Origin of the sequence: Microbacterium galbinum, from assembly GCF_023091225.1 — a bacterium.
Taxonomy (GTDB): Bacteria; Actinomycetota; Actinomycetes; order Actinomycetales; family Microbacteriaceae; genus Microbacterium; species Microbacterium galbinum.
Genome location: NZ_JAHWXM010000002.1, coordinates 17,312 through 42,739 on the forward strand (window position 1 = coordinate 17,312; position 25,428 = coordinate 42,739).

Genomic DNA, 25,428 nt, shown 5'->3' on the forward strand with positions numbered 1-25,428 from the left:
CGCGTTCGGCTGCTCGACCGCCGCACCATCGCACCACGACGGGACACTCATGCATCACGCCGCGCTCATCCCCTGGCTCGACCCGGCCACGATCATCGGCACGGCGGGTCCGTGGGCTCTGCTCGTGGTGTGCTTCATCGTCTTCGCCGAGACCGGACTGCTCGTCGGCTTCCTGCTCCCGGGTGACACGCTGCTCGTGATCGCCGGTCTGCTGTCGCACCCGATCGCGGGTTCCGAGCACGGCGTCTTCGGCATCAACGTGTGGTTCGTGGCGCTGTTGATCGGTCTATCGGCGTTCGTCGGCGGCGAGGTCGGCTACGTGATCGGCCACAAGGGCGGTCCGGCCGTCTTCGAGCGCAAGGAATCGGGCCTCTTCAGCAAGAAGAACGTCGAGCGCACGAACGCGTTCTTCGAGCGCTTCGGCGGCATCACCGTGATCCTCGCCCGCTTCGTGCCGATCGTGCGCACGTTCGCCCCGGTCGCCGCGGGCGTCGGACACATGCCGTGGCGCAAGTACACGCTCTACAACCTCATCGGTGCCATCCTCTGGGGCTTCGGTCTCACGATGTTCGGCTACGCCATCGGGTTCATCCCGCCCGTGGCGGACTTCGTCGAGAGCTACATCGACCTGATCCTGCTCGCCGCCGTCGGCGGCACTGCTCTGGTCACGCTCTGGCACTACCTCCGCGAGCGGTACAAGGCCAAGAAGGAAGCCGAGGCCGGCCACGACGTCGTCACCGACGCGGCCGAGGCGGAGGCCCTCACGCTCGATCCCGAGGTCTTCGACCGCGCGCCCGACCTGGACGGCGACGGCAAGCACTGACGACGCGGGCTGAAAGCGGGCGCGGCCGTCAGCCCGCTTTCTTCTTCGCCGGCGCCTTCTTCGCGGCGGGCTTCTTCGCGGCCGACTTCCCGGCGTCGGCATCCTTCCCGTCACCGCCGGACTTCTCCGCGGAGCCCTTCGCCCGCTGTTCCTTGGACTTCGCGACGCTGGCGCGCAGGGCCTCCATGAGGTCGATGACCTCGCCGCCCTTCTCCGCTCCCTCCGTCTCGCCGAAGGTGTCGGCGACGTCGAAGCCCTCGCCCGCGTCGATCTTGGCGTCGATGAGCGTGCGCAGCTCCTTCTGGTACTCGTCGACGAACTCCTCGGGGTCGAAGTCGCTCGAGTAACTCTCGACCAGCGATGCCGACAGTTCGAGTTCCTTCTTCGAGATCGACACGTCTTCGTGCAGCGAAGGGAAGTCGACCTCGCGCACCTCGTCGGCCCAGAGCAGCGTTTGCAGCACGAGCACGTCCCCGCGCACCCGCAGCGCGGCGAGACGGGTCTTCTGCCGGAGCGTGAAGCGCACGATCGCGGTGCGCTCGCTCTGCTCGAGCGTCTTGCGCAACAGCACGTAGGCCTTGGGGGATTTCGAATCCGGCTCGAGGTAGTACGGCTTGTCGAGGGTGAGCAGATCGACCTGGTCGCTGGGCACGAACTCCACGACATCGATCTCGCGGCTCTTCTCGGACGGGAGAGCGGCGAGATCGTCCTTGGTGAGCACGACGGTGTGCCCCTCGTCGACGTAGGCACGATCGATGTCGGAGTACGCGACCGTCTCACCACAGACCTCGCACGTGCGCTGGTAGCGGATGCGCCCCCCGTCCGCGTCGTGCACCTGGTGCAGCGGAACGTCGTGGTCCTCGGTGGCGGAGTACACCTTCACCGGCACGTTGACGAGCCCGAACGTGACCGCGCCCTTCCAGATCGTTCTCATGACCCCAGTGAACACCAGCGGCACCGGCCGAGACCAGCCCTTGACTACGCTGGCTCCATGGTCGTCGACGGTCGGATCGTGCAGGTCGAAGGACGCCGCCTGCGCGTGACCAACCTCGACAAGGTCGTGTATCCCGAAACCGGTACGACGAAGGGCGAGATCTTCGCCTACTACTCGGCCATCGCACCGCAGCTGCTGCCTCTGCTCGCCGGTCGCCCCGTGACCCGCAAGCGCTGGGTCGAGGGTGTGGGGACGGCGGATGCCCCGGCCGATGCCTTCTTCACGAAGCAGCTCGAACGCGGGGCGCCCGAGTGGATTCCCCGCCGGGCGATCGTGCACTCCGACGGCCCGAAGGAGTATCCGCTGGTCGACGAGGTGCCGACCCTGGTGTGGCTGGCCCAGGTCGCGGCGATCGAGCTGCACGTACCGCAGTGGCGGTTCGGATCCGACGGACTGCCCGGGCGACCCGACCGCCTGGTGCTCGACCTCGACCCGGGCCCCGGCGTGGGACTCGCGCAGTGCGCGGCCGTCGCCCGTCTCGCCCGCGGCATCCTGACCGGGATGGGGCTCGATCCGGTGCCGGTGACCAGCGGCAGCAAGGGCATCCACCTGTACGCGGCGCTCCCCGGCGAGCAGACGAGCGCCGAGATCTCGATGGTCGTGAAGGAACTCGCCCGCCTCATCGAGAACGAGCACCCCGACCTCGCGACCGCCACCATGTCGAAGGCCGTGCGGGGCGGCCGAGTGTTCCTCGACTGGAGTCAGAACAACGGCAAGAAGACGACGATCTCGCCCTACTCGCTGCGCGGCCGCGCCCGGCCATGGGTGGCGGCTCCCCGCACCTGGGACGAGCTCGACGACCCCGATCTCGCACAGCTCGACCTCGACGAGGTGCTGGAGCGCGCGGCAGCCGGCATCGACCCGATGGCGGCGCTGCATCCGTCGGATGCCCCGGCCCCGACTTCCCCGCCGGCCGCCCAGTCGAAGGCGGAGCGACACCGGCCGAGCAGCCGCGGCGCCTCGCCCGTCGCGCTCGATCCGGAGGCGACGCTCCCGACTTTCGAGCCGATGCTCGCCGAGCACGGCACCCCCGCACTCGCGCGCCGCCTGAGCGATCCCGCCTGGGCCGAAGTGAAATGGGACGGCATCCGCGCGATGGGCACCTGGTCGAACGGACGGATGCGTCTGCACGCCCGCCGAGGCACCGACATCACGGCGCGCTACCCGGAACTCACGAGCGACGGCGCCCCGTTCCTGCCGGCGGCGGACGCGGTCGTCGACGGAGAGATCGTCGCCTTCGACCATGACGGCCGCCCGAGCTTCTCGCGGCTGCAGAACCGCATGCACCTCACCCGCGCGCGCGAGATCGAACGGGAGGTCGTGCGCACGCCCATCGTGTACATGCTCTTCGACCTGCTGCGCCTCGACGGCCACGATCTCACCGGCCTCCCCCTGCACCAGCGGCGCACACTGCTCGATGACCTCATCGCCGACCTCGACGCGCCGGTGCAGGTGCCGCCCGTGTTCGACGACGTCGATGACGCTCTCGCCGCGAGCGACGACTCCGGTCTCGAAGGCGTCGTCGTCAAGGACCGCGACTCGCGTTACCGCCCCGGCACGCGCTCGCCCTCCTGGCTCAAGCTCAAGCACACCCGCATGCAGGAGACGGTCATCGTCGGCATCCGTCCGGGCAAGGGCGATCGCGAGCGCACGCTCGGTTCCCTCCTGCTCGCGGTGCACGACTCCCCCGGCTCGCCCCTGCGCTACGTCGGCCGGGTCGGAACCGGGTTCACCGAGCGCATCCTGCGCGATCTGCTCGACCTGCTCGAGCCGCTGCGCACGAAGACCGCACCCCTCGACGGGGTTCCCGCGCCCGACGCCTCCGACGCGCTCTGGGTGCGCCCGGAAGTGGTCGGCGAGGTGGAATTCGCGAACTGGACGCCGGACGGGGTGCTGCGGCACGCGCGCTGGCGGGGACTGCGCCCCGACAAATCGCCCGATGAGGTCGTACGCGAGAGCTGACCCTCAGGCGTGGTGCGGCTCGCAGTCCGACTGCTCCGCCGGTTCGATCTGGAACGTCGAGTGCTCGACGTCGAAGTGCTCGGCGAGACATCCCTGCATCTCCGAGAGGAGCCTGGTCGATCGTCCGTCGGCGAGGATCGCCGGGTCGACGAGCACGTGCGCGCTGAACACCGGCGCGCCACGGGTCAGTTGCCAGACGTGCACGTCGTGCACCCCGACCACACCGTCGTAGCCGAGCAGGTGCGAGCGGATGTCGGCCACCGCCATCCCCTTCGGCGCCGACTCGGAGAGCATCGAGAAGACCTCCCGCAGCAGAGAGATCGCCCGCGGGATGATGAGGATCGCGATGAACATCGAGGCGATGGCATCCGCCGGCATCCAGCCCGTCGCCACGATCACGATCGCCGCGACGATCACGGCCGCCGAGCCGATCAGGTCTCCCATCACCTCGAGGTACGCCCCGCGCACGTTGATGCTGGTGCGCTGCGCGCGGCTGAGCAACCACATCGAGACCGCGTTCGCCAGCAGACCGACCACCGCGACGGCGAGCATTAACGGACCCGCCACCTCGACCTCGCCCGGGTCGATCAGGCGGCCGACGGCCTCAAACCCCACCCACCCCGCGAGCAGGATCAAGATGATCGCGTTGATCAGCGCGCCGAAGACCTCGGCCCGCTGATATCCGAACGTGCGACGGTCGTCGGCGGGGCGCGCGGCCACCGCCGCGGCGATGAGCGCGATCACGAGTGCCGAGGCGTCCGTGAACATGTGCGCGGCATCGGCCAGGAGCGCCAACGAACCGGTCAGCAGAGCGCCGACCACCTGCACCACCATGATCGTCGCGGTGAGGCACAGCGAGATCGTCAGAAGACGCCGGTGACCGGCCGAGCGGATGCCGCCGGCAGCGGGAGCGTGATCGTGCATGCCTCCAGGCTAAGCGCGGAATCAGCCGTTCAGCCGCGATTTCGCTAGTCGGGAAGGGTAACGAGAACCAGTCTCATCACGCGCTGCGCCGGACGGTGGCTCAGAGGTCGGCGAGCAGCGGCGCCAACTCCTCGAACGCGCGGGCGCGATGGGACTGCGCCTGCTTCTCCTCGTCAGTGAAGTCCCCGACCGAGCGCTCCTCCCCCGCCGGCTGACCGTCGGGGATGAAGATGGGGTCGTACCCGAACCCGCCCCCGCCGGAGGCGGCGTGCGCGAGCCGCCCGGGCCAGATACCGGTGACGACCTTCTCGGCACCGTCGGGTGAGACGAGCGCGATCGTCGAGGTGAAGTGCGCGGCGCGATGCGGGTCGGCGATGTCGCGCAGCTGATCGAGCAGCAGCTCGAGGTTGGCGACGGCATCCTTCTTCTGCCCCGCCCAGTAGGCGGAGAACACGCCCGGCGAGCCGCCGAGCACGTCGACGCAGATTCCCGAATCGTCGGCGAGCGCCGGAAGTCCGGTGTGCGCAGCCGCGGCTCGAGCCTTGATCAGCGCGTTGTCGGCGAAGGTCACTCCGTCCTCGACCGGTTCGGGTCCGTCGTAGCCGACGACCTCGAGGTCGGGGCGCACCCGGGCGACGATCTGCTGGAACTCGGCGACCTTGTGCGGGTTGTGCGTGGCCAGGACGACCTTCATCGTCACTCGGCCGCCAGCGCGGCGATCTGCCGCTCGGTGAGGGTCGCGCAGCCGTCGACGCCGAGCTGCAGCAGCGCGTCGAGTTCGCGCTTGTCGAAGGGCGCACCCTCGGCGGTGCCCTGCACCTCGACGAACAGACCGCGGCCGGTGACGACGACGTTCATGTCGGTCTCCGCGCGCACGTCCTCGACGTATGCCAGATCGAGCATGGGCTCTCCATCGATGATCCCGACCGACACCGCGGCGACCGAGTCGAGCAGCGGGGTGGAATTGCGACCGATGAACTTCTTCTCACGGCCCCACTCGATCGCGTCGGCGAGGGCGACGTACGCGCCCGTGATCGCCGCAGTGCGCGTTCCGCCGTCGGCCTGCAGCACGTCGCAGTCGATCACGATCGTGTTCTCGCCGAGCGCCTTGGTGTCGACGACCGCACGCAGCGCGCGCCCGATCAGGCGGGAGATCTCGTGGGTGCGCCCGCCGATGCGGCCCTTCACGCTCTCGCGGTCGTTGCGGCTGTTCGTGGCGCGAGGGAGCATGGCGTACTCGGCGGTGACCCACCCCTTGCCCTTGCCGGTGAGCCAGCGCGGAACGCCGTTCGTGAAGGATGCCGTGCACAGCACCTTCGTCCCGCCGAAGCTGATCAGCGCGGACCCCTCGGCCTGAGAGCTCCATCCGCGCTCGATCGTGACCTCGCGGAGCTGGTCGGTGGAGCGGCCGTCGGCACGCACGATGTCAGACATGGGCTTCCTTCGTTTCGGGGAGAGGGGTACCGCTCAGCGCGGCTCGGAGAGGGAGTCGGGAAGGGGGATGACGCCGGTCTGGACGAGCTGCACGTCGCGCACCTCGCGACCCATCAGGCGGTTCGCGAGCGCGGTGAAGTCCGAGGCGGAGTCGCCCGTGGCCTCGTACACGTACCGCGCGGTCGCGTCGGGCGGGGCGAGCAGATCGCCGCGGACGAGCTGACGGTAGACGTCGCCGGCCGTCTCGTCATCGCTCGACACGAGCGTCACGCCCTCGCCCATCACGTAGCTGATGGCGCCGCGCAGGAACGGGTAGTGGGTGCAGCCGAGCACGAGCGTGTCGACCTCCGCTTCGCGCAGCGGCGCGAGGTACTCCTCGGCGACGGCGAGCACCTCCGGGGTGCCGGTGATGCCCGCCTCGACGAACTCGACGAAGCGCGGGCAGGCCGCGGTGAACACCTGCAGCCGCTCGTTGACCTCGAGCATGTCCTGGTACGCGCGCGAGCCGATCGTGCCGACCGTGCCGATCACGCCGATGCGTCCGTTGCGCGTCGTCGAGACGGCCCGCCGAACCGCGGGCCCGATGACCTCGACCACCGGCACGTCGTAGCGCTCGCGCGCATCGCGGAGCATGGCCGAGGATGCCGTGTTGCAGGCGATCACGAGCATCTTCACGCCCTGGTCGACGAGCGTGTCGAGCACCTCGAGCGAGTAGCGGCGCACATCGGCGATGGGCTTCGGCCCGTAGGGCGAGTGGGCGGTGTCGCCGATGTAGACGAACGACTCGCGGGGCAGCTGGGCGCGGATGGCCCGCGCCACCGTGAGCCCGCCGACACCGGAGTCGAAGATACCGATCGGCGCGTCGTTCATGACTACCCAGCCTAGTCGCGACGACACGGCCGCAGGTGAGCCGCGCTCACTAAACTGAGCGCATGACCTCGTCGACGGCGCTGCTCACCGACCGCTACGAACTCACGATGCTCGCCGCATCGCTGCGCGACGGGACCGCATCGCGCCCGAGCGTGTTCGAGCTCTTCTCACGCCGCCTCTCGGGCGGACGCCGGTTCGGGGTCGTCGCCGGCACCGGGCGCCTGCTCAGCCTGGTGCGCGACTTCCGCTTCGGTGACGACGAGCTTCGTTTCCTCCGCGACAACGACGTGGTCGATGCGGCATCCCTGCGCTACCTCGAGGACTACCGGTTCACCGGGTCCATTCGCGGATACCGCGAGGGCGAGCTGTACTTCCCCGGCTCCCCCATCCTCACCGTCGAGGGCAGCTTCGCCGACGCGGTCGTGCTCGAGACGCTGGCGCTGAGCGTGCTCAACCACGACTCGGCCGTCGCCACGGCCGCCTCGCGCATGAGCATCGCGGCGGGCGAGCGCCCCCTCGCGGAGATGGGATCGCGACGCGCCGCCGAGCGGTCGGCCGTCGCGGCCGCCCGTGCCGCCTACATCGCCGGGTTCCGGTCGACGAGCAATCTCGAGGCCGGCCGCACGTGGGGCATCCCGACGATGGGCACCGCCGCGCACTCCTGGACCCTGCTCCACGACAGCGAGGAAGAGGCCTTCCGGTCGCAGATCGAGAGCCTCGGAACCGACACCACGCTGCTCGTCGACACCTACGACATCCCGACGGGCGTGGAGACGGCGATCCGCGTCGCCGGCACGGGCCTCGGCGGGGTGCGCATCGACTCCGGAGACCTGCCCACCGTGGCGGCCGCCGTGCGCGAGCAGCTCGACGCCCTCGGGGCCACCGAGACCCGCATCACGGTCACGAGCGACCTCGACGAGTACGCCATCGCGGCCCTCGCCGCGTCGCCCGTCGACGCCTACGGCGTCGGTACGTCGGTGGTCACGGGATCGGGATATCCGACGGCCAGCATGGTCTACAAGCTCGTCGCCCGACAGGATGCCACGGGTTCGTGGATCGGCGTCGCCAAGGCTTCCGCGGACAAGGCGTCGCACGGCGGCCGCAAAGCCGCGTTCCGTCGCCTCGAGGACGGCGTCGCCACCGCGGAGGAGGTTCTCGTCGCCGACGGCTTCGAGAAGCTGGACGGGCCGGCATCCTCCGTCGGGGGGCGCCCGCTCCAGGTGACGTTCATCGACAACGGCGAGATCGACTCCGCGCACGAGGGCGCCGCGGGAACGGCATCCGCCCGCGAGCATCACCTCCGCGTCCGCGAGGAACTGCCGGTGCGCGCGCTCGCGCTGAGCAAGTCCGACCCGGCCATCCCCACCGTCTACATCGACGTGGAGTGAGATCGCGCCCGCGCGGTCAGCGCGTCATCGACTCGTAGATCTCCTTGCACGTCGGGCAGATCGGGAACTTCTCGGGGTCGCGCCCCGGCGTCCACTTCTTGCCGCAGAGTGCGCGGACCGGCTTGCCGGTGATCGCCGACTCGAGGATCTTGTCCTTCTTCACGTAATGCGAGAAACGCTCGTGGTCACCCGGCTCGAGATTCTCCTCTCGGAGGAGCTCTTCCAGTTCGCGATCAAGCGTTGCCACGCCGCCCTGATCGGGGCTGTCCAGCGGAGTACTCATCCCGTGAGTCTAGCCGCGTCCACGCGTGCGCGGGGCGGCGTCACGCGGTCTCGACGAACTCCATGAGGCGTTCTCCGCTGCGTTCGAAGATGAGGCCGCCGACGACCGCTCCGATGACGAAGACACCGACGCCGGTGCCGAGGCCGGCCCAGAACGTCGCCATCGCCTGCTGCTCCCCCGAGAGGAGGTTCGAGGCGAAGAGCCAGATGACCGGACCGCTGACGAGGATCGCCCCGAGGAACGCGACGGCCGGCCCGTAGGCGCCGCGCGACGTCGGACGCTGCGGTTGTTGGAACGGACTGTCGCCCGGGCGCGACACCGCGTACGGCGCGACGACCGACACGATGCTCGACAGACCGAGGGCCGAGAGCAGCAGGCTGGATCCGAGGCCGATCAGCGGCAGCAGCAGATGCCAGTCGTCGATGACGAGGAGCGTGAGCGGAACGGCGATCGCCAGGACCGGAATCGACACCAGGAGAACGGGGACCAGGCGCCCGAGCCGATCGGGCAGCCCGCGCACGCCGCTGGCGACGTGCGTCCACAGGGCCGTCGAGTCGTAGGCGACGTCGTTGTGCGGCAGCCATCCGAAGAAGAGCGCCATCACGGGAACCGGCACGAGGGCGGCGATCTCGAGCGGTACCCCGGCGACCAGGAGCGGGAGCACCGTGAGGACGCCCGCGACCGGGACGACGATCACGTTGACGATGTAGCGGCGGTCGCGCAGCCAGTACACGAGGCTGCGCGAGGCGATGGCTCCGAAGGCCGTCGACGGCAGGAGGGCGAACCACCCGAGACCGGTGCGTTCGCGCGCGGCCACGGGGCGCTCGGTCGTCGTGAGCAGGCGGCGGACCAGCCATTCCCACACCACCCAGAGCCCCGCGAGGGTCACGACGGCGATGAGGCCGATGAGCCACGCCGTCGAGCTCTCGGGCGCCTGGAACAGCGCGCCGGGTGCCGCTCCGAGCGGGGTGAGGGAGATCACTCCCGTCAGCGAGATCAGGGATGCCGGCACCTCCCCGTCCCACCGGAACGACGCGAGGAACACGGCGACCGGGAACGCGACGACGAGCAGCGCGAGCACGAACAGTGCCGTGAGCTCGCGCGAGCGCCGTTCGGGCAGCAGCAGCGCATTGACCGCCATGCCGATGCGCGCGACCAGGATGGTGCTGACGATGCCCACCACCGTCATCCCGACCGCGAGCGGCCACGCGACGCCGAGCTGCACCGCCACGATGCCGACGCTGAGGTACACGGCCAGGAGAGCCAGGCTCGGGACGCTGATCAGCGACGCGACGACGAGGATCCACGGCATCTGACGCTCGTCGACGCCGAAGACGGCGAAGCGGCGAGGATCGAGCTGGTCCACGGCTCCCACGAGGATCGGGCCGATGAGGAAGCCGAGGAGGATCGCGGCGCCGCCGAGGACGGTGACCGTGCGGGCGACCCCGAGCGGTGCGCCGGAGAGGCTGAGCACCGAGGTGCAGACGACGACCGTGATCGCCACGACGACGAGGAAGGACAGGATCGACCGCGTCCTGCGCTCGCCGCGCAGCGATCCGAGCAGAAGGGCGAGCCTCAGTCGGAGAACGTGTGCAGCCACTCGAGCCCCTCCACCTCTCCGATACCGCCGGAGAGCTCGACGAAGCGCGCTTCGAGCGTCTGGCCCGCCCGCACCTCGTCGATCGTCCCCTCGGCGAGCACTTCGCCGTCGACGATGATCGCGACGCGCGAGCACACCCGCTCCACGAGATCCATCCCGTGGCTCGACAGGATGACGGTGCCGCCGTGCGCGACGTACGCCCGCAGGATGTCGAGGATCACCGCCGAGGAGACGGGGTCGACCGATTCGAACGGCTCGTCGAGCACGAGCACGCGCGGCGAGTGGATCATCGCACCCGCGAGCATGACCTTCTTGGTCATACCCGCCGAGTAGTCCGAGACGACGCGACCGAGCGCATCCCCCAGATCGAAGGCGCGCGCGAGATCGGCGACGCGCTTCTCGATCACGTCGGAGGCCAGGCCCCGCAGGAGCCCGTAGTAGTAGAGGAGCTGACGGCCGGTCAGACGGTCGAACGTGCGCAGGCGATCGGGGAGGACGCCCATCACTCGCTTCGCCGCCTGGGAGTTCGTCGCCTGGTCGATGCCGCAGATCACGACGCTCCCGGCGTCGGCGCGCAGCAGCCCCGCGATGATCGACAGCGTCGTCGTCTTACCGGCTCCGTTGGGTCCGACGATGCCGTAGAAGGAGCCTGCCGGCACAGACAGGTCTATGCCGTGCACGGCACGATTGTCACCGAAATGCTTGACGAGCCCGCGGATGTGCAGAGCCTCGACGTCCGACGCAGCGGGGGCGGCCGATTCCGCGGCGACGGCGGATGCCTCGGACCCGACGTCCGTGGCCTCGGCATCGGGCCCGGCTTCGGTGGTCTCCGGCTCGACAACCTCCGCCTCAGCGATCTCGAGCTCGACGACCTCGGGCTCGACGACCTCCGTCTCAGCGATCTCCGCCTCAGCGATCTCAGGCTCGACGATCACCTCGTCGAGGCCGGCAGTCGCTCCGGCACCGGCCGTCCCGTCGACCTCGACCACCGCCTCAGGCGGGTCGATCCGGGTCGACTCGATCGTGACGGGAGCCTGCGGCTTCGGCTCGGCGACCTCCGCGGACTCAGCCGCAGCCGCATTCGCCGCGGCCGCCTTCGCCGCAGCGGTCTTCGCGGCGGCAGTCTTCGCCGCGGTCGTGCGAGTGGAAGCGGCGCGTGATGCGGCGGTGCGTGCCGTCGACTTCGCCGCCTGAGCCTTCGTCGCCGCGGTCTTCGCCGCAGCGGTCTTCGCCGCCGTCGACTTCGCCGCAGTAGTCTTCGCTGCAGCCGATTTCGCGGCCGCTGTCTTCGCTGCCGTGGTCTTCGCCGCAGCGGTCGTGCTCGCGGCGGTCGTCTTCTTCGCCGCCGCCGACTTGGCTGCGGCCGTTTTCGCCGCAGCGGACTTCGCGGGTGTACGCGTCGTCGTGGCACGCGCTCCGGCAGCCGGCCGCGCGGGAACCTTCTTCTCGATCGGGCCCGCCGCCGAGACGGGCTCGATGACGACGTCGGTGCCCGCAGCGGCCTTCTCCGCCGCAGCCTTCGCCGTGCTCGGGCGCTTCGCGGGCGTGCGGGCTGCGGGAGTCTTCTTCGCGGCGTTCGTGCGGGCCGCGGAGGCCTTCTTCGCCGTCGGGGAGGACGCTGATGCCCGCTTCGACGTCGCCGTCCGCTTCTCCGGGGTCGCCTTCGATTCGGTCGTGGGGTCTTCCGCCTTTTCGGGGCGGGCGTCGGGGGAAGCAGTCACGGGTTCTACGGTATCAACGCGAGCCGACTTCCCCGGGGTCGGTCGCAACATTCACCCTGACAATCACCCGGGCGCCTTCCCCGACGTCGACCCTGGGTATACGGTGTGGACTGGGTCACGAAACGGCAACGGGCGCCGTGAGACCCGGTGTTTCCCAGGGTCCATCGCTAGCATGAACGCGGCACGACGAAGTGTCCGGCTGGTTAACCGGCCATGAACACACCTTCCAAAGGAGCACTCGTGACTCTTCAGACCGTCATCCTCGCAGCCGGCATGGGCTCGCGCCTGGGCCGTTCGCTGCCCAAGCCGCTCACCGAACTCGGCGACGGCCGCACGATCATGCGCCAGCAGCATGACAACATCCGCGCCGCGTTCGGCACCGACGCGCGCATCACCACTGTGGTCGGCTACCGCGCCGAGACCATCATCGAGGCCTTCCCCTCCGCCAACTACGTGCACAACGAGCGCTACGACGAGACCAACACGTCGAAGAGCCTCCTGCGCGCCCTCGGCGCGACCGGACGCGGCGGCGTGCTGTGGATGAACGGCGACGTCGTCTTCGACCCGATGATCCTCGGCCGCGCGGCCGCCTTCATCGAGCGCGATCAGTCGTTCGTGACGGTCAACACCTCCAAGGTCAGCGACGAAGAGGTGAAGTACACGGTCACGGCCGAGGGCTTCATCAAGGAGCTGTCGAAGACCGTCACCGGCGGCCTCGGCGAGGCCGTGGGCATCAACTACATCTCGTCGGCGCAGAAGAAGGCGTTCATGCGCCAGCTGCAGCGCGTCGACGACCAGGACTACTTCGAGCGCGGCCTCGAGCTCGCGATCGCCGAGGACGGCCTGCTGCTCGAGCCGATGGACGTCTCCGACCTGTACGCGGTCGAGGTCGACTTCGCCGAAGACCTCGAGCGGGCGAATCTCTTCGTCTGAGTCGCTGTCGAAAGCCTCCAGCAAAAACGCCGGGAGCCGCACCCTCAGGGGTGCGGCTCCCGGCGTTTTCGCGGGCGGGGTTCCTAGGATCGTGACATGGCCCCGAAGGTGCACAAGATCCACTCCCTCCCGGACGACGCCCCGTGGGACAAGGGCATCCCTCCGACGGGATCGCCCGAGCATCCGTTCGTCGTCCGTGGCCTCGATCGCGTGCTCTCGATCCAGCGCCCGCTCGTGCTCGCGCACATCCGCAGCATCCGTCTGCGCAATCCCCATGCGTCACCCGCCGAGATCGTGCGGATCCTCGAACGTCGCTACCTCGCCGCCGTCACCACCGGTGGGGCAGCGGTCGGGGCCACAGCCGTCGTACCGGGGATCGGCACCGGTGTGACGCTCGCGCTCTCCGGCGTCGAGACGGTCGGCTTCGTCGAGTCGACCGCCCTGTTCGCGCAGTCGGTCGCCGAGGTGCACGGCATCGCGGTCGCCAATCCCGATCGCGCCCGGGCGCTGGTGATGACCCTGATGCTCGGTAAGGAGGGCGTCGACCTGGTCGGGCAGCTCGCCGGTCAGGTCGCCGGCCGCGGCGGCACCCGCAACGCCTACTGGGGCGAGCTCGTGACGAAATCCCTCCCCCGTGCCGCCGTCGGACCGCTCGTCGATCAGCTCAAGAGCATGTTCGTGAAGCAGTTCGCCGCGCGCGGCGGTGCCTCGTTCCTGGGCAAGGCGCTGCCGTTCGGAGTGGGCGCGGCGATCGGCGGCGCGGGCAACCACATCCTCGGCCGACGCGTGCTGACGACCTCGCACCGCGCGTTCGGCGCCGCTCCCCTCGACCTCCCGCCCGAGCTCGAACCCGTCGCCGGTGCCGAGAAGGTCGAACTCCGCGTGCTCCGCGGCGCGCGCTACGCGGGTTCAGCGGCCGCGGGCGCGGCCGGCACGGCGGTGCGCGGGGTGGGCTGGGCGGGTCGCAAGGTCGGGGAACTGACCACCCGTCGCGGACGCGGCGCGAGCGGAGAGCTGGAGTCCGATTCCGCCCCGCGCGGCGACCACGAACTCCCCGAGAATCCGGGCGCCGACGGTCCGCTGCGCTGATCGGACAGAGAGCACCTCACCAAAGGATCACGCCACCCGTTGTGGCGAGCATCCAACAGGCCGAGCCGCGGCGACGATAGTGTGGAATCCGTGACGGACAAGCCCGACCTCTTTACCACCGCCGGCAAGATCGCGGATCTGCGCGCTCGCTACACCGAAGCCGTCGTCGACGCAGAAGCGAAGGCGAAGGAGAAGCAGCACGCCAAGGGCAAGATGACCGCCCGCGAGCGCATCGAGCTGCTCGTCGATCCCGGGAGCTTCGTCGAGTTCGACGAGTACGTGCGCCACCGCACGACCGCGTTCGGCATGGATCGCTCCCGGCCCTACGGCGACTCGGTCGTCACCGGTGTCGGCACGATCAACGGGCGCACGGTCGCGGTCTACTCGCAGGACTTCTCGACGTTCGGCGGGTCGCTCGGCGAGGTCGCCGGCGAGAAGATCATCAAGGTCATGGAGTTCGCCCTCGCGGGCGGCATGCCCTGCATCGGCATCCTCGACTCGGGAGGGGCGCGCATCCAGGAGGGTGTCGTCGCGCTCGGCAAGTACGGCGAGATCTTCCGCCTGAACACCCGCGCCTCCGGTGTCATCCCGCAGATCTCGATCATCATGGGCCCGGCGGCCGGCGGCGCGGTGTACTCCCCCGCCCTCACCGACTTCGTGATCATGGTCGACAAGACGAGCCAGATGTTCGTCACCGGCCCCGACGTCATCAAGACGGTCACCGGCGAAGACGTCGGCATGGAGGAGCTGGGCGGTGCGTACACGCACAACACCCGCTCCGGTGTCGCCCACTACCTCGCGGAGGACGAGGACGACGCGCTCGACTACGCGCGCACTCTGCTCAGCTTCCTGCCGGACAACAACATGGCAGAACTCCCCTCGTACGAGGGTGTCTTCGAGTTCGAGACGACGGATGCCGACCGCACGCTGAACACGATCATCCCGGACTCGGCCAACCAGCCGTACGACATCCACACGGTGATCGAGCACGTCGTCGACGAGGGCGACTTCCTCGAGGTTCAGCCGCTCTTCGCGCCGAACATCGTCATCGGCTTCGGCCGCATCGAGGGCCGCTCGGTCGGCATCATCGCCAACCAGCCCTCGCAGATGGCGGGAACGCTGAACATCGAGGCCGGCGAGAAGGCGAGCCGCTTCGTCCGCTTCTGCGATGCGTTCTCTATCCCGATCGTGACGCTCGTCGACGTTCCGGGCTACCTGCCGGGAACCGACCAGGAGTGGACCGGCGTGATCCGACGCGGAGCCAAGCTGCTCTACGCGTACGCCGAGGCCACCGTGCCGCTGGTGACCGTCATCCTGCGCAAGGCCTACGGCGGCGCCTACATCGTGATGGGCTCGAAGCAGCTCGGTGCCGACGTCAACCTCGCGTGGCCGACCGCCGAGATCGCGGTCATGGGCGGCCAGGGCGCCGTGAACATCCTCTACCGCGGTGAGATCAAGAAGGCCGAGGAAGCCGGCGAAGACGTCGCCGCCGTGCGCACCCGCCTCGCGAACGAGTACACCTACAACGTCGCCTCGCCGTTCCTCGCCGCCGAGCGCGGCGAACTCGACGGCATCATCGAACCCGCGAACACGCGCGTCTCGATCGCCAAGGCACTCCGCGCCCTGCGCGGCAAGCGCGCTGAACTGCCGCCGAAGAAGCACGGGAACATCCCGCTGTGATCGACGAGAGGGACGAACGCCCGGCGCTCGAGATCACCCGCGGTACGGCGACCGAGGAAGAACTGGCCGCGCTCATCGCGGTGGTCAGCGATGCATACGCCGCCGAGGAATCGGATGCCGTCGCCGAGGAGCCGGTCGTCTCGGCGTGGACGCGCACGCAGCGCTCCCTGCGCAAGCCGCTGCGCAGGGACATCCCCTGGGGACGCTTCGCCCGCTGAGCACCGCAGGGCTCTCCCGGAACCGTGGATCAGCGCGCGAAGCGCAGCGTGACCAGCTGGAACGGCCGCAGCGACAGCTCGACGCCCGTCGCGACGCCGGTGACCGCCGCCCGCGGTGTCTCCCGCTCGAGGAGGTCGGTCTCCACGACCGACCCGAAGTCGAACGACGGCGTGACCTCCCCCACCGCCCGTCCGCCGTGCGCTTCGTACAGCCGGACGATCACATCTCCGCTGCGGTCCTCCGCGAGCTTGACCGCCTCGATCACGATCGCGTCCGACGACACCGCGAATAGCGGCGCGACGGGGCCAGAGCCGCGCAGCGAGCGTGCGGGCAGATTCAGGCGGTACCCCTCGCGCACGGCATCCGCGATCCCCGCATCCGGACGGATGCCGACGCGGAAGGCGTGTCGTCCTTGATCCGCCTCCGGATCGGGGAACAGCGGCGCCCGCAGGAGGGAGAGCCGCACCGTCGACGCCGTTCCGCCGCCCTCACGGGGCGCTCGCGTGATGTCGTGGCCGTAGGTCGAGTCGTTCGCGATCGCGACCCCGAAGCCCGGTTCTCCGAGGTGCACCCAGCGGTGTGCGACCGTCTCGAAACGGGCGACGTCCCACGACGTGTTGGTGTGGGTGGGCCGGTGCACGTGACCGAACTGGATCTCGGATGCCGCACGATCGCTGTGCACGTCGAGCGGGAAGCCGAGCTTGAGCAGCTTCTGGCGCTCGTGCCAGTCGACGATCGTCTCGATGTCGAGGCTCGGGGACCCCGCCGCGAGCGTGAGGACCTGAGTGATGCGGGACCCACCGAACTCCCGGTCGATCCGCACGACGGCGGCGGTCGGGTGCGCGACGACCTCGATCGCCACGGCATCCCTCAGCTCCACGGCGTGCCGGCGGTAGTGCTCGTCGATGTCCCAGGCATCCCACGCCGTGGGGGTGTCGCGGTGCAGCGTCAGCAGGTTCCCGCGCTCCCCCGTCGGGATCGTCTCGCGCCCGGTCGCACGCACGCTCAGCGAGGAGATGAGCCCATCGGCATCCACCACGACCCGCAGATGCTCGTTCTCGAGCACGATCTCCTCGCCATGCTTTCCGGCATGGGCCGCCGTATTCGCGGACTCCGCGACCCCGATCGCCAGGCCGGCCACACCACCCGCCGGGTAGGGGCTCGCGTTGGCGACCAGTTCCACCTCCCCGCGGCCTGCGACGACCTCGAGAGCGGTGTCGATGAGACCGTCGAGCGTCTCGAGGACCTCCGCGTAGCGGCGCTCGGCCTCGCGGTGCACCCAACCGATCGAACTGCCGGGCAGGATGTCGTGGAACTGCTGCAGGAGCACGGTCTCCCACGCCTCCTCCAGCGCGTCGTACGGGTACTCGGCACCCGCCAGCGCTGCGCTCGTCGCCCACAGCTCGGCCTCGCGCAGGGCGTGCTCGCTGCGCCGGTTGCCGCGTTTCGTGCGCGCCTGCGAGGTGTAGGTACCGCGGTGGAACTCGAGGTACATCTCCCCCGACCACACCGGCGGATCGGGGTACTCGGCCTCGGCCGTCTCGAAGAAGCGCCGCGGATCGGAGAGGGTCACGGTCGGTGATCCCTCCAGCGATCGCAGTCGTGCGGCGGCGGCGAGCATCTCGCGGGTCGGCCCGCCTCCGCCGTCGCCGTATCCGAAGGGCACGAGCGAGGCGGTCGCCGCGCCCTTCTCGGCGAACTGGCGCTCGGCACGGGCGAGATCCGCACCGGAGAGCTGCGAGTTGTACGTGTCTACCGGTGGGAAGTGCGTGAAGATGCGGGTGCCGTCCAGACCTTCCCATGTGAAGGTGTGATGGGGCATCGTGTTCGTCTCGTTCCACGACATCTTCTGCGTCAGCATCCACCGCGACCCGGCGGCCCGCGCGATCTGCGGGAGCGCAGCCGAGTATCCGAACGAATCGGGCAGCCAGACGTCGAGGGGCTCGACCCCGAACTCCTCGAGGAAGAAACGCTTTCCCCGCACGAACTGGCGCGCGAGGGCCTCGCCTCCCGGCATGTTCGTGTCGGACTCGACCCACATGCCGCCCGCGGGGTGGAACCGACCGGCCGCGACGGCGGCGCGCAACCGCTCGAAGAGCTCGGGCTGGAACCGCTTCATCCAGGAGTACTGCTGCGCCGACGACGCCGCGAACGAGAACTCGGAGTCCTCTCCGACCAGCGAGAGGACGTTCGAGAACGTGCGCGCCACCTTGCGCTGCGTCTCGCGCACCGGCCACAGCCACGCGGAGTCGATATGGGCGTGCCCGACCGCGTGGGCGGAGTGCGCGGACGCGGATGCCGGGCGGCCGAGAACCTCCGAGAGTGCGGCGCGCGCATCGGCGACGGTGCCGGCGACGTCGTCCGGGTCCGTCGCGTCGACCGCGTGCTCGAGGGCGCGCAGGATCTCGGCGCGGCGGGAGGAGCTCTCGGGGAGCTCGGCGCGCAGACCGTCGAGCACCGCGATGTCCTGCAGAAGCTCCCAGACCGTGAGGTCGAGCATGGCGACGTCGGCGCGACGCAGCTCGTACAGCGGTTCGTCGCCGGCGGAGTCCCACTCCCCGAGCGGCGTGGGGCCGAAGGTGCGGAACCCGTCGCCCACGTCCGGGTTCGCCGCCGCCTCGAGGTAGAGCTCGATCGCATCGCCCGGAGCACCGTCGAGCGGCACATAGGCGTTGCGCGGCTCGACCGCCTTCACGATGGATCCGTCCGGCCGGTACACCGTGCCCTCGGCCTGGAACCCCGGCTGCGCGACGTGGAAGCCGAGGTCGAAGACGAGTTCGGCCCGCTGCCCGGCATCCGTCGTCGGGATCGTCCCGGTCACCCGCAGCCACATCGTGCTCCAGGCACGCCCCCACGGCGAGCCGACGGCGAAGGGGGCGTACGTCTGCCCGGCCGCCTCGGCGAACGGCACGGGTTCACCCGGGACCTGCCAGGCCTCGAGAGTGAGCTCGTGCGAGTGTGCGTACAGCGCGGGCTCGAGGCGCTCCCGCACGAACCGGCGGATGCGTGCTTCGACCAGTGAGGAGTTGTCGTGCATGACGGGTTTCCGATCGACGATGACGGAGGAACACCCGAATACTACATCGATTGGATTTAAGGAGCCACAGGCACGTCCGAGCGCTCCGACAGCATCAGCGTCGAGCTCCGCGGGGTGAGCGCCCGATCGAGCACCACGCAGGCCGCCCCCACGGCTCCCACGTCGGCACCCACGACCGTGCCGTCGATCGGGATCTCCCGCAGCGCTCGCGTCGCGCTCAGCCGCTGCACGTGCTCCGAGATCTCGGCGAGGTAGACCTCCGAGACGTACCCCCAGAAGGGTCCCCCGAGCACGATGCGCTCCACGTCGAGGACGTCGGTGAGCACCACCAGGAGGGCGGCGGTGCAGCGCGCGGCACGGCCGAGGATTCCCGCGGCGGCCACCTCCCCCTGTTCCGCCCGCGCACATACGTGCGCGAATCGCGCCTCGAGCGCACCGGGCTCGTCATCGTCGCCCTCCGCAGACAGCACCCCCGCACGCACCGCTTCCGCCACGATCGACTGCGGCGTGCACGTGACGGCGACGCATCCCCGGGATCCACAGGCGCACGGCGGCCCCTCAGGATCGACCACGATGTGCCCGATCTCGCCGAGGTTGCCCGTGCGTCCGCGCGTGACATCGCCGTCGCGCGCGAGCGCCGCACCGAGGCCCGTGCCGAGGTAGAGGAAGACGAACGAGTCGTCCACGGGACCTCGGCGCGTCCAGAGCTCACCCACGGCCGCCGCAGCGGTGTCCTTCTCCAACGCCACCGCGAACCCGGTCGCCGCCGACAGCAGCTCACGCAGGGGCACCCGGCGCCATCCGCGCAGCATGGGCGGGTCGACCACGGTCCCGTTCGCCTCGTCGAGGGGTCCGGGAGCGGCGAGTCCGATACCGAAGATCCGCGAGCGATCGACACCGACCTCGGTGATGAGGGCATCGATCGCGCGAGCCATCTCGTCGATGATTCGCCCGGGTTCGGGTGATCCCACCGGGATCAGGCGCCGCGCGACCACCGCGCCGGCGAGGTCGAGGAGCACCACCGTCACCACGGCGGGATCGAGATGGACACCCACCGAGTACCGGCTCTCCGCGACCAGACGGAGCAGGACGCGGGGCTTTCCCGGGCCGTTGATGGCGCGCCCGGCCTCGGCGATCAGTCCCTCGTCGAGGAGGCGGCGGGTGATGTTCGTGAGCGTCTGCGCGGAGAGTCCGGTGGTCGCGGCGAGCTCCGTACGGCTCAGCGCATCACCCGCGCGGCGGATCGCCTCGATCACGACCGCCTGATTGAAGTCGCCCATTCGGGGCAGGTTCGTTCCGCGCCGCGTGCTCATCCGGCCATCCTCCCGCATCCGCGCACCTATGTCCCCCAAAATACCTACAGACACGGGGGTTGCGAGCCGCGAAACTAATGGAGACGCTTCGCGTTCGATCGGTCTCTCTGTCCCAGGGTAGACAGACGGTGATCGATCATCCGCGGCTGGTTTTCGGGTAACTGAGCCGCATGGCGAGGGGCTGGCGATATCGCCGCCCCTCGCCCATTCTCACTTCCTCTTCGACTCCGGCACCCTCCCCCAGCCGGAGCCGAAGAGAAGCGCCATCGCCGATGGTTCAGCCGCGGGCGGCACTGCGCGGGATCTCGTGCCACACGTCGACGGAGTCGTCGTCGCGCGATGATCCCGACCCCACACGCCCGACCACCGTCACCGCTGTGCGATCGTCCTTGGCGGAACGGATGATGAGGCGTCCCGCGTGGGCCCCCGCCAGGACGCCGGCGAGCTCGTCCCGGATCTCGATGCGACGCTCCTCGTCGACCCCCTCGAGACCGCCCTCGTCGAACACCGTGACGACCGCGCCGCGCCGACGCGCCGCTTCGATCGCATCGCGGACCGCATCGTTGAGCAGGTCGGCTCCGCGCAGCTCATCACGCAGGCGCCCCTCGGCGAGCCGGGCATCGAGACGCTCCTCCTCGGTCAGAGAGCCACGCGTCGCCACCGCGCGGCTGAGCACGGGGCCGGCGACCGCGAGCGCGAACTGTGTGCGCACGCGACGCTCCCGCTGACGCACGAGCTGCGTGGCGTGCCAGGCCGACACGGCCTGCTGGATCTCGGCGAGGCGCTCGGTGTCGCGCACCGCCCGGTCCCAGAACCACACCAGGAGATTCGCGACGACCACCCACATGATCGATCCGACCAGGCCGAAGTTGAGAAGGGACTCGAGGAAGCCCAGGAAGACCGACGACGTTGCCACCAGGAGAAGGAGGATCAGCCAGCCCGTCAGGAACCGCCGCCGGACGATGAGGATCACGCTGAGCAAGCCCACGCCGCCGATGTACCAGGTGGCGAAGGGGGCGGTCCGCCCTGCCTCGTTCAGCGAGAACGTCACCGCGATCGGGATGATCACGCTGACGATCACCGCCAGCGTCGCCGTCCACAACGGCAGCTTCACCGTTTCCGGAGAGCCGAGGATCGCGAGGTTGACGACCAGGAGGTAGAGCGCGATCGCGAGCACCATGAGCAGCGGTGCCGTGGGCTGCACGATCCACCACACGGCGCGCGCAGCGAAGTACAAGGCGAAGCCGACCGCGAGAGACGTCGCGACGCTGCGGACGGTCCGGTTCATGAGGCGCTCCAGCCCAGGGTCACGGTCGTGCCACGCACATCCGAATCGATCCGAGCCGTTCCGGCCACGCCGGCCATGCGCGCGAGGATCGACGCGCGGATCCCCAGGCGGTCCTCGCCGATCGCCGTGAGGTCGAACCCCGCTCCGGTATCGCTCACGATCACGCGGATGCCGACGTCACCCTGCGAGTCGGCGAGGATGTGGAGTCCCCGCCCGCCCGCGTGCGTGACCGCGTTGCCGATCGCCTGACGCGCGGCGAGCACGAGCGCGCGCGCCACGCGGCCGGGAATCGCCCCGGGTGTACCGGTCTCCTCGACGATCGCGTCCACGCCCATCTCCGACAGGGCCCGACGCAGCTCGGACACGATCTGGCCGACGGCGACCGGCTCGTCGCTGCCCTCCTGGGCGACCGCCGCCTCGGTGTTGGCGAGGCGGGTGAGCGCCTCACGCGCCATCGCCACCGCGAGTTCCTTCGCCCTCTCGCTCTCGGCCCGCTCGGCGGCGATCAGCGCCGCGAGCACGCTGTCGTGCATGAGCGCCGACATCGCGATGCGCTCCTCCTCCGCGGCCGCCGCCGCTGCTGCTGCCGCGTAGGAGGCGACTGCGTGCCCTCGCGCGTCGTCGACGCCCGCGGCGACCGAGCGGAACATCCATCCCAGCGAGATGATGACGATGCCGAGGATCAGCGTGAACGAGACATCGAACGCCGTCGTGGTCCAGAACTCGCGGGAGAACTCCCCCTGCACGAGCCGCACGTAGCCGTAGACGAACGGCACGGCCACCGCCCAGGCGTACTGCACGCGCACCGGGAAGGCGAGCATCGCGGCCACGACGCCGACGTTGACGAAGAAGAAGATCCACGGCTGTTTGGCCGCGAGCCCGTCGCCGATCGTCACGACGTTGGGCCAGGCGGCGAGCACGAGCACGTACGTGACGGCGAAGACGCCGGACGCGACACGGACTCCCCGGCCGATCAGGCAGCAGACCAGCATCACCGCGAACGGCACGTAGACGAGGAAGACGATGACGGCGTGGCCGACGTTCGCATCCGCGAGGGAAGGGATCGCGACGAACAGCGCCTGCACGCCGAGCGCCGTCGACCCGATCGCGACGACCGTGGCGAGGATGCGCTCCATGCGCTTGCCGGTGAACCGTTCGAATTCGGTCTCGGCCGCTCCGGGAGACGGGATCTGGTTCCACGCCTCGCGGATGCTGAGGGACTCAGCGGCCACTCGACGCCCCGTCTGGTTCGACGATGCCGTCTTCCATCGCGCGGCGGAGCAGGTCGACCTTCGTCGGCGCCGGGCGCCCGACCTCGACGTACTTCACGCGGATGCGGGTGATGTTCTCCTTGGCCGTCGAGTAGGCGACACCGAGACGCTCGGCGACCGCCTTGAGCGGCAGCCCGGCGGCGTACAGGCGGAGCACCTCGCGCTCGCGGGTCGAGAGCTGCGCGTCGGCGAAATCGCGGTCGCCGTCGACCGCGCTCGCCCACTCGACGTTGTTGAGCGCCTCGCCGTGGGCGACGGTGCGGATCGCATCGAGCACGTCGTCGAGCGCGGAGGACTTGCTCACCACGCCCGCGGCTCCGGCGGCGAGCGCCTCTCGGACCGCGGCCGGACGATCGGCGACGCTGTGGATGACGACGCTCGCGCCGTCGGTGACCAGCGAGGTCACGTTCTCGGTGACCGTCGTCCCGTCGCCGAGGGTGAGATCGAGCACCACGACCTCGGCGGGTGCCGCGCCGGATGCGGCGCGCCAGTCGAGGTACGACACGACCGTGCTGCCCGAGAAGACGATGGTCTGCCCGTCGCGTGCGCATGCCGCTTCGAGTCCCAGGCGGACGGACTCGTGATCATCGATGAGGGCGACCGTGCTCATCCCCACAGCCTAGTCAGCGGGTGAGCAGCGCGACGACCTCGAAGTGATGCGAGTGCGGGAACAGATCGAACCCGCGCAGCCGGTCGACATTCCAGCCGAGCCCCCGGAACGTGCCGAGGTCGCGTGCCAGGGCGACCGGATCGCAGGCGACGTAGGCGATCGCCTCCGGAGCGAGGGCGTGCACCGCCTCGACGACCTGGCGGCCGGCGCCCGCGCGCGGCGGGTCGAGGATGACGGCTCCGCTGCGTCCGCCCCCGGTGCGCGTGGCGAGGAACCGGTCGACCCGCGCCGTCACGGCGTTCACCGCGAGCGGGGCGAGGTTCTCGGCGGCATGCTGGGTCGCCCGGGCGCTCGATTCGACGGTCACGATGTCGGTGCCGCCGAGATCGGCGAGCGTCGCGGCGAACAGGCCGACCCCGCCGTAGAGGTCGAAGTGCGTCGCCCGCTCGTCGACGTGCCCGTCGAGAAGGCCGTAGACCGCCGCATCCAGAACGGATGCCGCACGCGGATGCACCTGCCAGAACCCGGTGGAGTCGACCGCGAACCGCCGGTCGTTCACGACCTCGTGGATCACCTCGGGAGCCGGGCGGCGTCGGAACCCGCGGGCGACCTTCGCCGGACGCTCGGTGGCGTCGCGGCGGATGACCCGCACCGTGCCGTCGGCCGGTTCGACGAGTTCGATGCGCCCCGGGGCCTCTCCGTGCAGGGAGAGTGCGGCCTCGGCGATCGCCGGCCGCGCGAGCGGGTGGGAGGTCACGGGGATCACGCGGTGGCTGCGGGCCGCGTACGGACCGACCCGCCCCGCGTCGTCGACGTGCAGCGTGACACGCGTGCGCCAGCCGCTCCCGTCGCCCGATTCGACGGCCTCGATCTCGGGGGCCTCGAGACCCGCGCCGGCGAAGCGGTCGAGCGCTTCGGTCAGCACCTGCCGCTTGAGGACGCGCTGGTGGTCGAGATCGATGTGCCCCAGATCGGCTCCACCCGGACGATCGGCGGGATCACGGGTCACGTCGGCCTCTGCCCAGAGGTGCGGACGACGGTGCTCGGACGCGTCGAGCACCTCGACGGTCTCGGCGCGCCAGAAGCTGCGGGTCGAGGCATCCGCTCCCTCGCCGGGTGCGATCAGCCGGGCACGGACGCGCTCGCCCGGGATGGCGTCGGAGACGAAGACGACGCGTCCTTCGTGGCGGGCGACGAAGGTGCCGCCGTGCGCGATCCCCGTGATGTCGAGGTCGAGCAGGTCCGCATCGGGGGAAGTCATCCTTCGAGGATACGGCGGTCCACGGATACGGTGGACCACATGCGCGTCTGCCTCGCCTCCACCTCTCCCGCCCGTCTGATGCTGCTGCGGCAGGCGGGGATCGAGCCGCTCACCCTCTCCCCCGACGTTGACGAGGACGCAGTGGCCGCGGCCGCCGCGGCCGAACGGGGCGCGGAGCTGCGACCCGCGGAGCTCGTGCTGCTGCTGGGACGGGCCAAGGCCGCCGATGTCGCCCGTCGCCTCTCGTCCGAGGACCCCTCCTTCGATGGCATCGTGATCGGGGGCGATTCGATGTTCGAGCTCGACGGACGCGTCTACGGCAAGCCCTACACGGCGGAGGAGGCGACGCGCCGCTGGCGCGAGATGCGCGGCGCCACCGGCGTGCTGCACTCCGGACATTCGGTGTTCCGCGTCTCGCCCGGCGCGGAACCGGTCGAGGCCACCGCGACGGCCGCGGCATCCGTCACCTTCGCCGACGACATCTCCGACGCGGAGATCGCGGCGTACGTCGCCTCGGGCGAGCCGTTGCTGGTCGCGGGCGCCTTCACCGTCGACAGCCTGGGCGGGGCGTTCATCACCCGGGTCGACGGCGATCCATCGACCGTGGTGGGGATGTCCCTCTCGACCGTGCGGCGCCTCGCCGCCGACCTCGGCGTCGTCTGGACGGACCTCTGGAACACCCCGACCCCGTCGTAGACTCCCCTCCACGTTCTCGGCTCTTTCTTGTG

General features: G+C 70.0%; 22 protein-coding genes. 8 read left to right on the top strand and 14 right to left on the bottom strand.

The genetic code is table 11. From position 1 onward, the window contains the following. The first annotated feature begins 49 nt into the window (after positions 1-49). A complete protein-coding gene (locus KZC52_RS14200) occupies positions 50-823 on the top strand; it encodes a DedA family protein (protein WP_247624792.1) in 774 nt (257 codons plus the stop codon). Positions 824-851: 28 nt separating this feature from the next. On the opposite strand, the gene ku is transcribed toward KZC52_RS14200, so the two are convergent. Further along, positions 852-1,757 (bottom strand): non-homologous end joining protein Ku, encoded by a 906-nt coding sequence (gene ku, locus KZC52_RS14205; RefSeq protein ID WP_247624793.1) that lies wholly within the window; start codon positions 1,755-1,757, stop codon positions 852-854. A gap of 57 nt (positions 1,758-1,814) precedes the next feature. Between ku and ligD the strand changes: the two genes are divergently transcribed. Then, the gene (gene ligD, locus KZC52_RS14210; protein ID WP_247624794.1) at positions 1,815-3,779 is read left to right on the top strand and encodes a non-homologous end-joining DNA ligase; all 1,965 of its coding nucleotides are present in this window, start codon (positions 1,815-1,817) and stop codon (positions 3,777-3,779) included. Positions 3,780-3,782: 3 nt separating this feature from the next. Here ligD and KZC52_RS14215 read toward each other — a convergent pair whose 3' ends face one another. From KZC52_RS14215 to murI, 4 genes are all read right to left on the bottom strand, one after another. Then, a complete protein-coding gene (locus tag KZC52_RS14215) occupies positions 3,783-4,703 on the bottom strand; it encodes a cation diffusion facilitator family transporter (protein WP_247624795.1) in 921 nt (306 codons plus the stop codon). A gap of 100 nt (positions 4,704-4,803) precedes the next feature. After that, positions 4,804-5,397: an RdgB/HAM1 family non-canonical purine NTP pyrophosphatase gene (gene rdgB, locus KZC52_RS14220; RefSeq protein ID WP_247624796.1), complete on the bottom strand. Its 594-nt coding sequence runs from the start codon at positions 5,395-5,397 to the stop codon at positions 4,804-4,806. A gap of 2 nt (positions 5,398-5,399) precedes the next feature. Further along, a complete protein-coding gene (gene rph, locus KZC52_RS14225) occupies positions 5,400-6,137 on the bottom strand; it encodes a ribonuclease PH (RefSeq protein WP_247624797.1) in 738 nt (245 codons plus the stop codon). Positions 6,138-6,170: 33 nt separating this feature from the next. Next, complete coding sequence (murI, locus tag KZC52_RS14230) at positions 6,171-7,007, bottom strand: glutamate racemase (protein ID WP_247624798.1); 837 nt, start codon at positions 7,005-7,007, stop codon at positions 6,171-6,173. A 62-nt stretch (positions 7,008-7,069) separates the two neighbouring features. Here murI and KZC52_RS14235 point away from each other — a divergent pair, with 62 nt between their 5' ends. Beyond that, positions 7,070-8,395 (top strand): nicotinate phosphoribosyltransferase, encoded by a 1,326-nt coding sequence (locus tag KZC52_RS14235; protein WP_247624799.1) that lies wholly within the window; start codon positions 7,070-7,072, stop codon positions 8,393-8,395. Positions 8,396-8,411: 16 nt separating this feature from the next. Here the strand turns inward: KZC52_RS14235 and KZC52_RS14240 are convergent, their stop codons facing one another. Genes KZC52_RS14240 through KZC52_RS14250 form a run of 3 tightly spaced genes read right to left on the bottom strand, consistent with a single transcriptional unit; the run spans position 8,412 to position 11,999 of the window. Beyond that, a complete protein-coding gene (locus KZC52_RS14240) occupies positions 8,412-8,678 on the bottom strand; it encodes a DUF3039 domain-containing protein (RefSeq protein ID WP_247624800.1) in 267 nt (88 codons plus the stop codon). Between the two features lie 40 nt (positions 8,679-8,718). Continuing rightward, on the bottom strand, positions 8,719-10,278 hold the full coding sequence (locus KZC52_RS14245; protein ID WP_247624801.1) for a hypothetical protein: 1,560 nt from the start codon (positions 10,276-10,278) through the stop codon (positions 8,719-8,721). Then, positions 10,254-11,999 carry an ABC transporter ATP-binding protein gene (locus tag KZC52_RS14250; protein ID WP_247624802.1) on the bottom strand — a complete coding sequence of 582 codons (1,746 nt, stop codon included), beginning with the start codon at positions 11,997-11,999 and terminating at the stop codon, positions 10,254-10,256. Before KZC52_RS14250 ends, KZC52_RS14245 begins: the two co-directional genes overlap by 25 nt. 240 nt (positions 12,000-12,239) lie before the next feature. Here KZC52_RS14250 and KZC52_RS14255 point away from each other — a divergent pair, with 240 nt between their 5' ends. From KZC52_RS14255 to KZC52_RS14270, 4 genes are all read left to right on the top strand, one after another. Then, the gene (locus KZC52_RS14255; protein ID WP_247624803.1) at positions 12,240-12,932 is read left to right on the top strand and encodes a phosphocholine cytidylyltransferase family protein; all 693 of its coding nucleotides are present in this window, start codon (positions 12,240-12,242) and stop codon (positions 12,930-12,932) included. Between the two features lie 96 nt (positions 12,933-13,028). Beyond that, positions 13,029-14,021 carry a hypothetical protein gene (locus KZC52_RS14260; protein ID WP_247624804.1) on the top strand — a complete coding sequence of 331 codons (993 nt, stop codon included), beginning with the start codon at positions 13,029-13,031 and terminating at the stop codon, positions 14,019-14,021. A gap of 90 nt (positions 14,022-14,111) precedes the next feature. Continuing rightward, on the top strand, positions 14,112-15,701 hold the full coding sequence (locus KZC52_RS14265; protein ID WP_372491583.1) for an acyl-CoA carboxylase subunit beta: 1,590 nt from the start codon (positions 14,112-14,114) through the stop codon (positions 15,699-15,701). Further along, the gene (locus KZC52_RS14270) at positions 15,698-15,919 is read left to right on the top strand and encodes an acyl-CoA carboxylase subunit epsilon (protein ID WP_247624806.1); all 222 of its coding nucleotides are present in this window, start codon (positions 15,698-15,700) and stop codon (positions 15,917-15,919) included. The genes KZC52_RS14265 and KZC52_RS14270 overlap by 4 nt, the downstream gene beginning before the upstream one ends. Before the next feature lie 29 nt (positions 15,920-15,948). Here KZC52_RS14270 and KZC52_RS14275 read toward each other — a convergent pair whose 3' ends face one another. The 6 genes from KZC52_RS14275 to KZC52_RS14300 form a co-directional block, all read right to left on the bottom strand. Beyond that, entirely contained in the window at positions 15,949-18,957 is a 3,009-nt protein-coding gene (locus KZC52_RS14275; RefSeq protein WP_247624807.1) for an alpha-mannosidase, read from the bottom strand. Between the two features lie 56 nt (positions 18,958-19,013). Further along, positions 19,014-20,270 (bottom strand): ROK family transcriptional regulator, encoded by a 1,257-nt coding sequence (locus KZC52_RS14280; RefSeq protein WP_247624808.1) that lies wholly within the window; start codon positions 20,268-20,270, stop codon positions 19,014-19,016. Between the two features lie 277 nt (positions 20,271-20,547). Next, entirely contained in the window at positions 20,548-21,558 is a 1,011-nt protein-coding gene (locus tag KZC52_RS14285) for a hypothetical protein (protein WP_247624809.1), read from the bottom strand. Next, positions 21,555-22,790 carry a sensor histidine kinase gene (locus KZC52_RS14290; protein WP_247624810.1) on the bottom strand — a complete coding sequence of 412 codons (1,236 nt, stop codon included), beginning with the start codon at positions 22,788-22,790 and terminating at the stop codon, positions 21,555-21,557. The genes KZC52_RS14285 and KZC52_RS14290 overlap by 4 nt, the downstream gene beginning before the upstream one ends. Next, on the bottom strand, positions 22,780-23,439 hold the full coding sequence (locus KZC52_RS14295) for a response regulator transcription factor (protein WP_247624811.1): 660 nt from the start codon (positions 23,437-23,439) through the stop codon (positions 22,780-22,782). The genes KZC52_RS14290 and KZC52_RS14295 overlap by 11 nt, the downstream gene beginning before the upstream one ends. 13 nt (positions 23,440-23,452) lie before the next feature. After that, the gene (locus KZC52_RS14300; RefSeq protein ID WP_247624812.1) at positions 23,453-24,700 is read right to left on the bottom strand and encodes a class I SAM-dependent RNA methyltransferase; all 1,248 of its coding nucleotides are present in this window, start codon (positions 24,698-24,700) and stop codon (positions 23,453-23,455) included. A 39-nt stretch (positions 24,701-24,739) separates the two neighbouring features. On the opposite strand from KZC52_RS14300, the gene KZC52_RS14305 reads away from it, so the two are divergent. Then, positions 24,740-25,396 carry a Maf family protein gene (locus KZC52_RS14305; protein ID WP_247624813.1) on the top strand — a complete coding sequence of 219 codons (657 nt, stop codon included), beginning with the start codon at positions 24,740-24,742 and terminating at the stop codon, positions 25,394-25,396. Positions 25,397-25,428 lie beyond the last annotated feature (32 nt).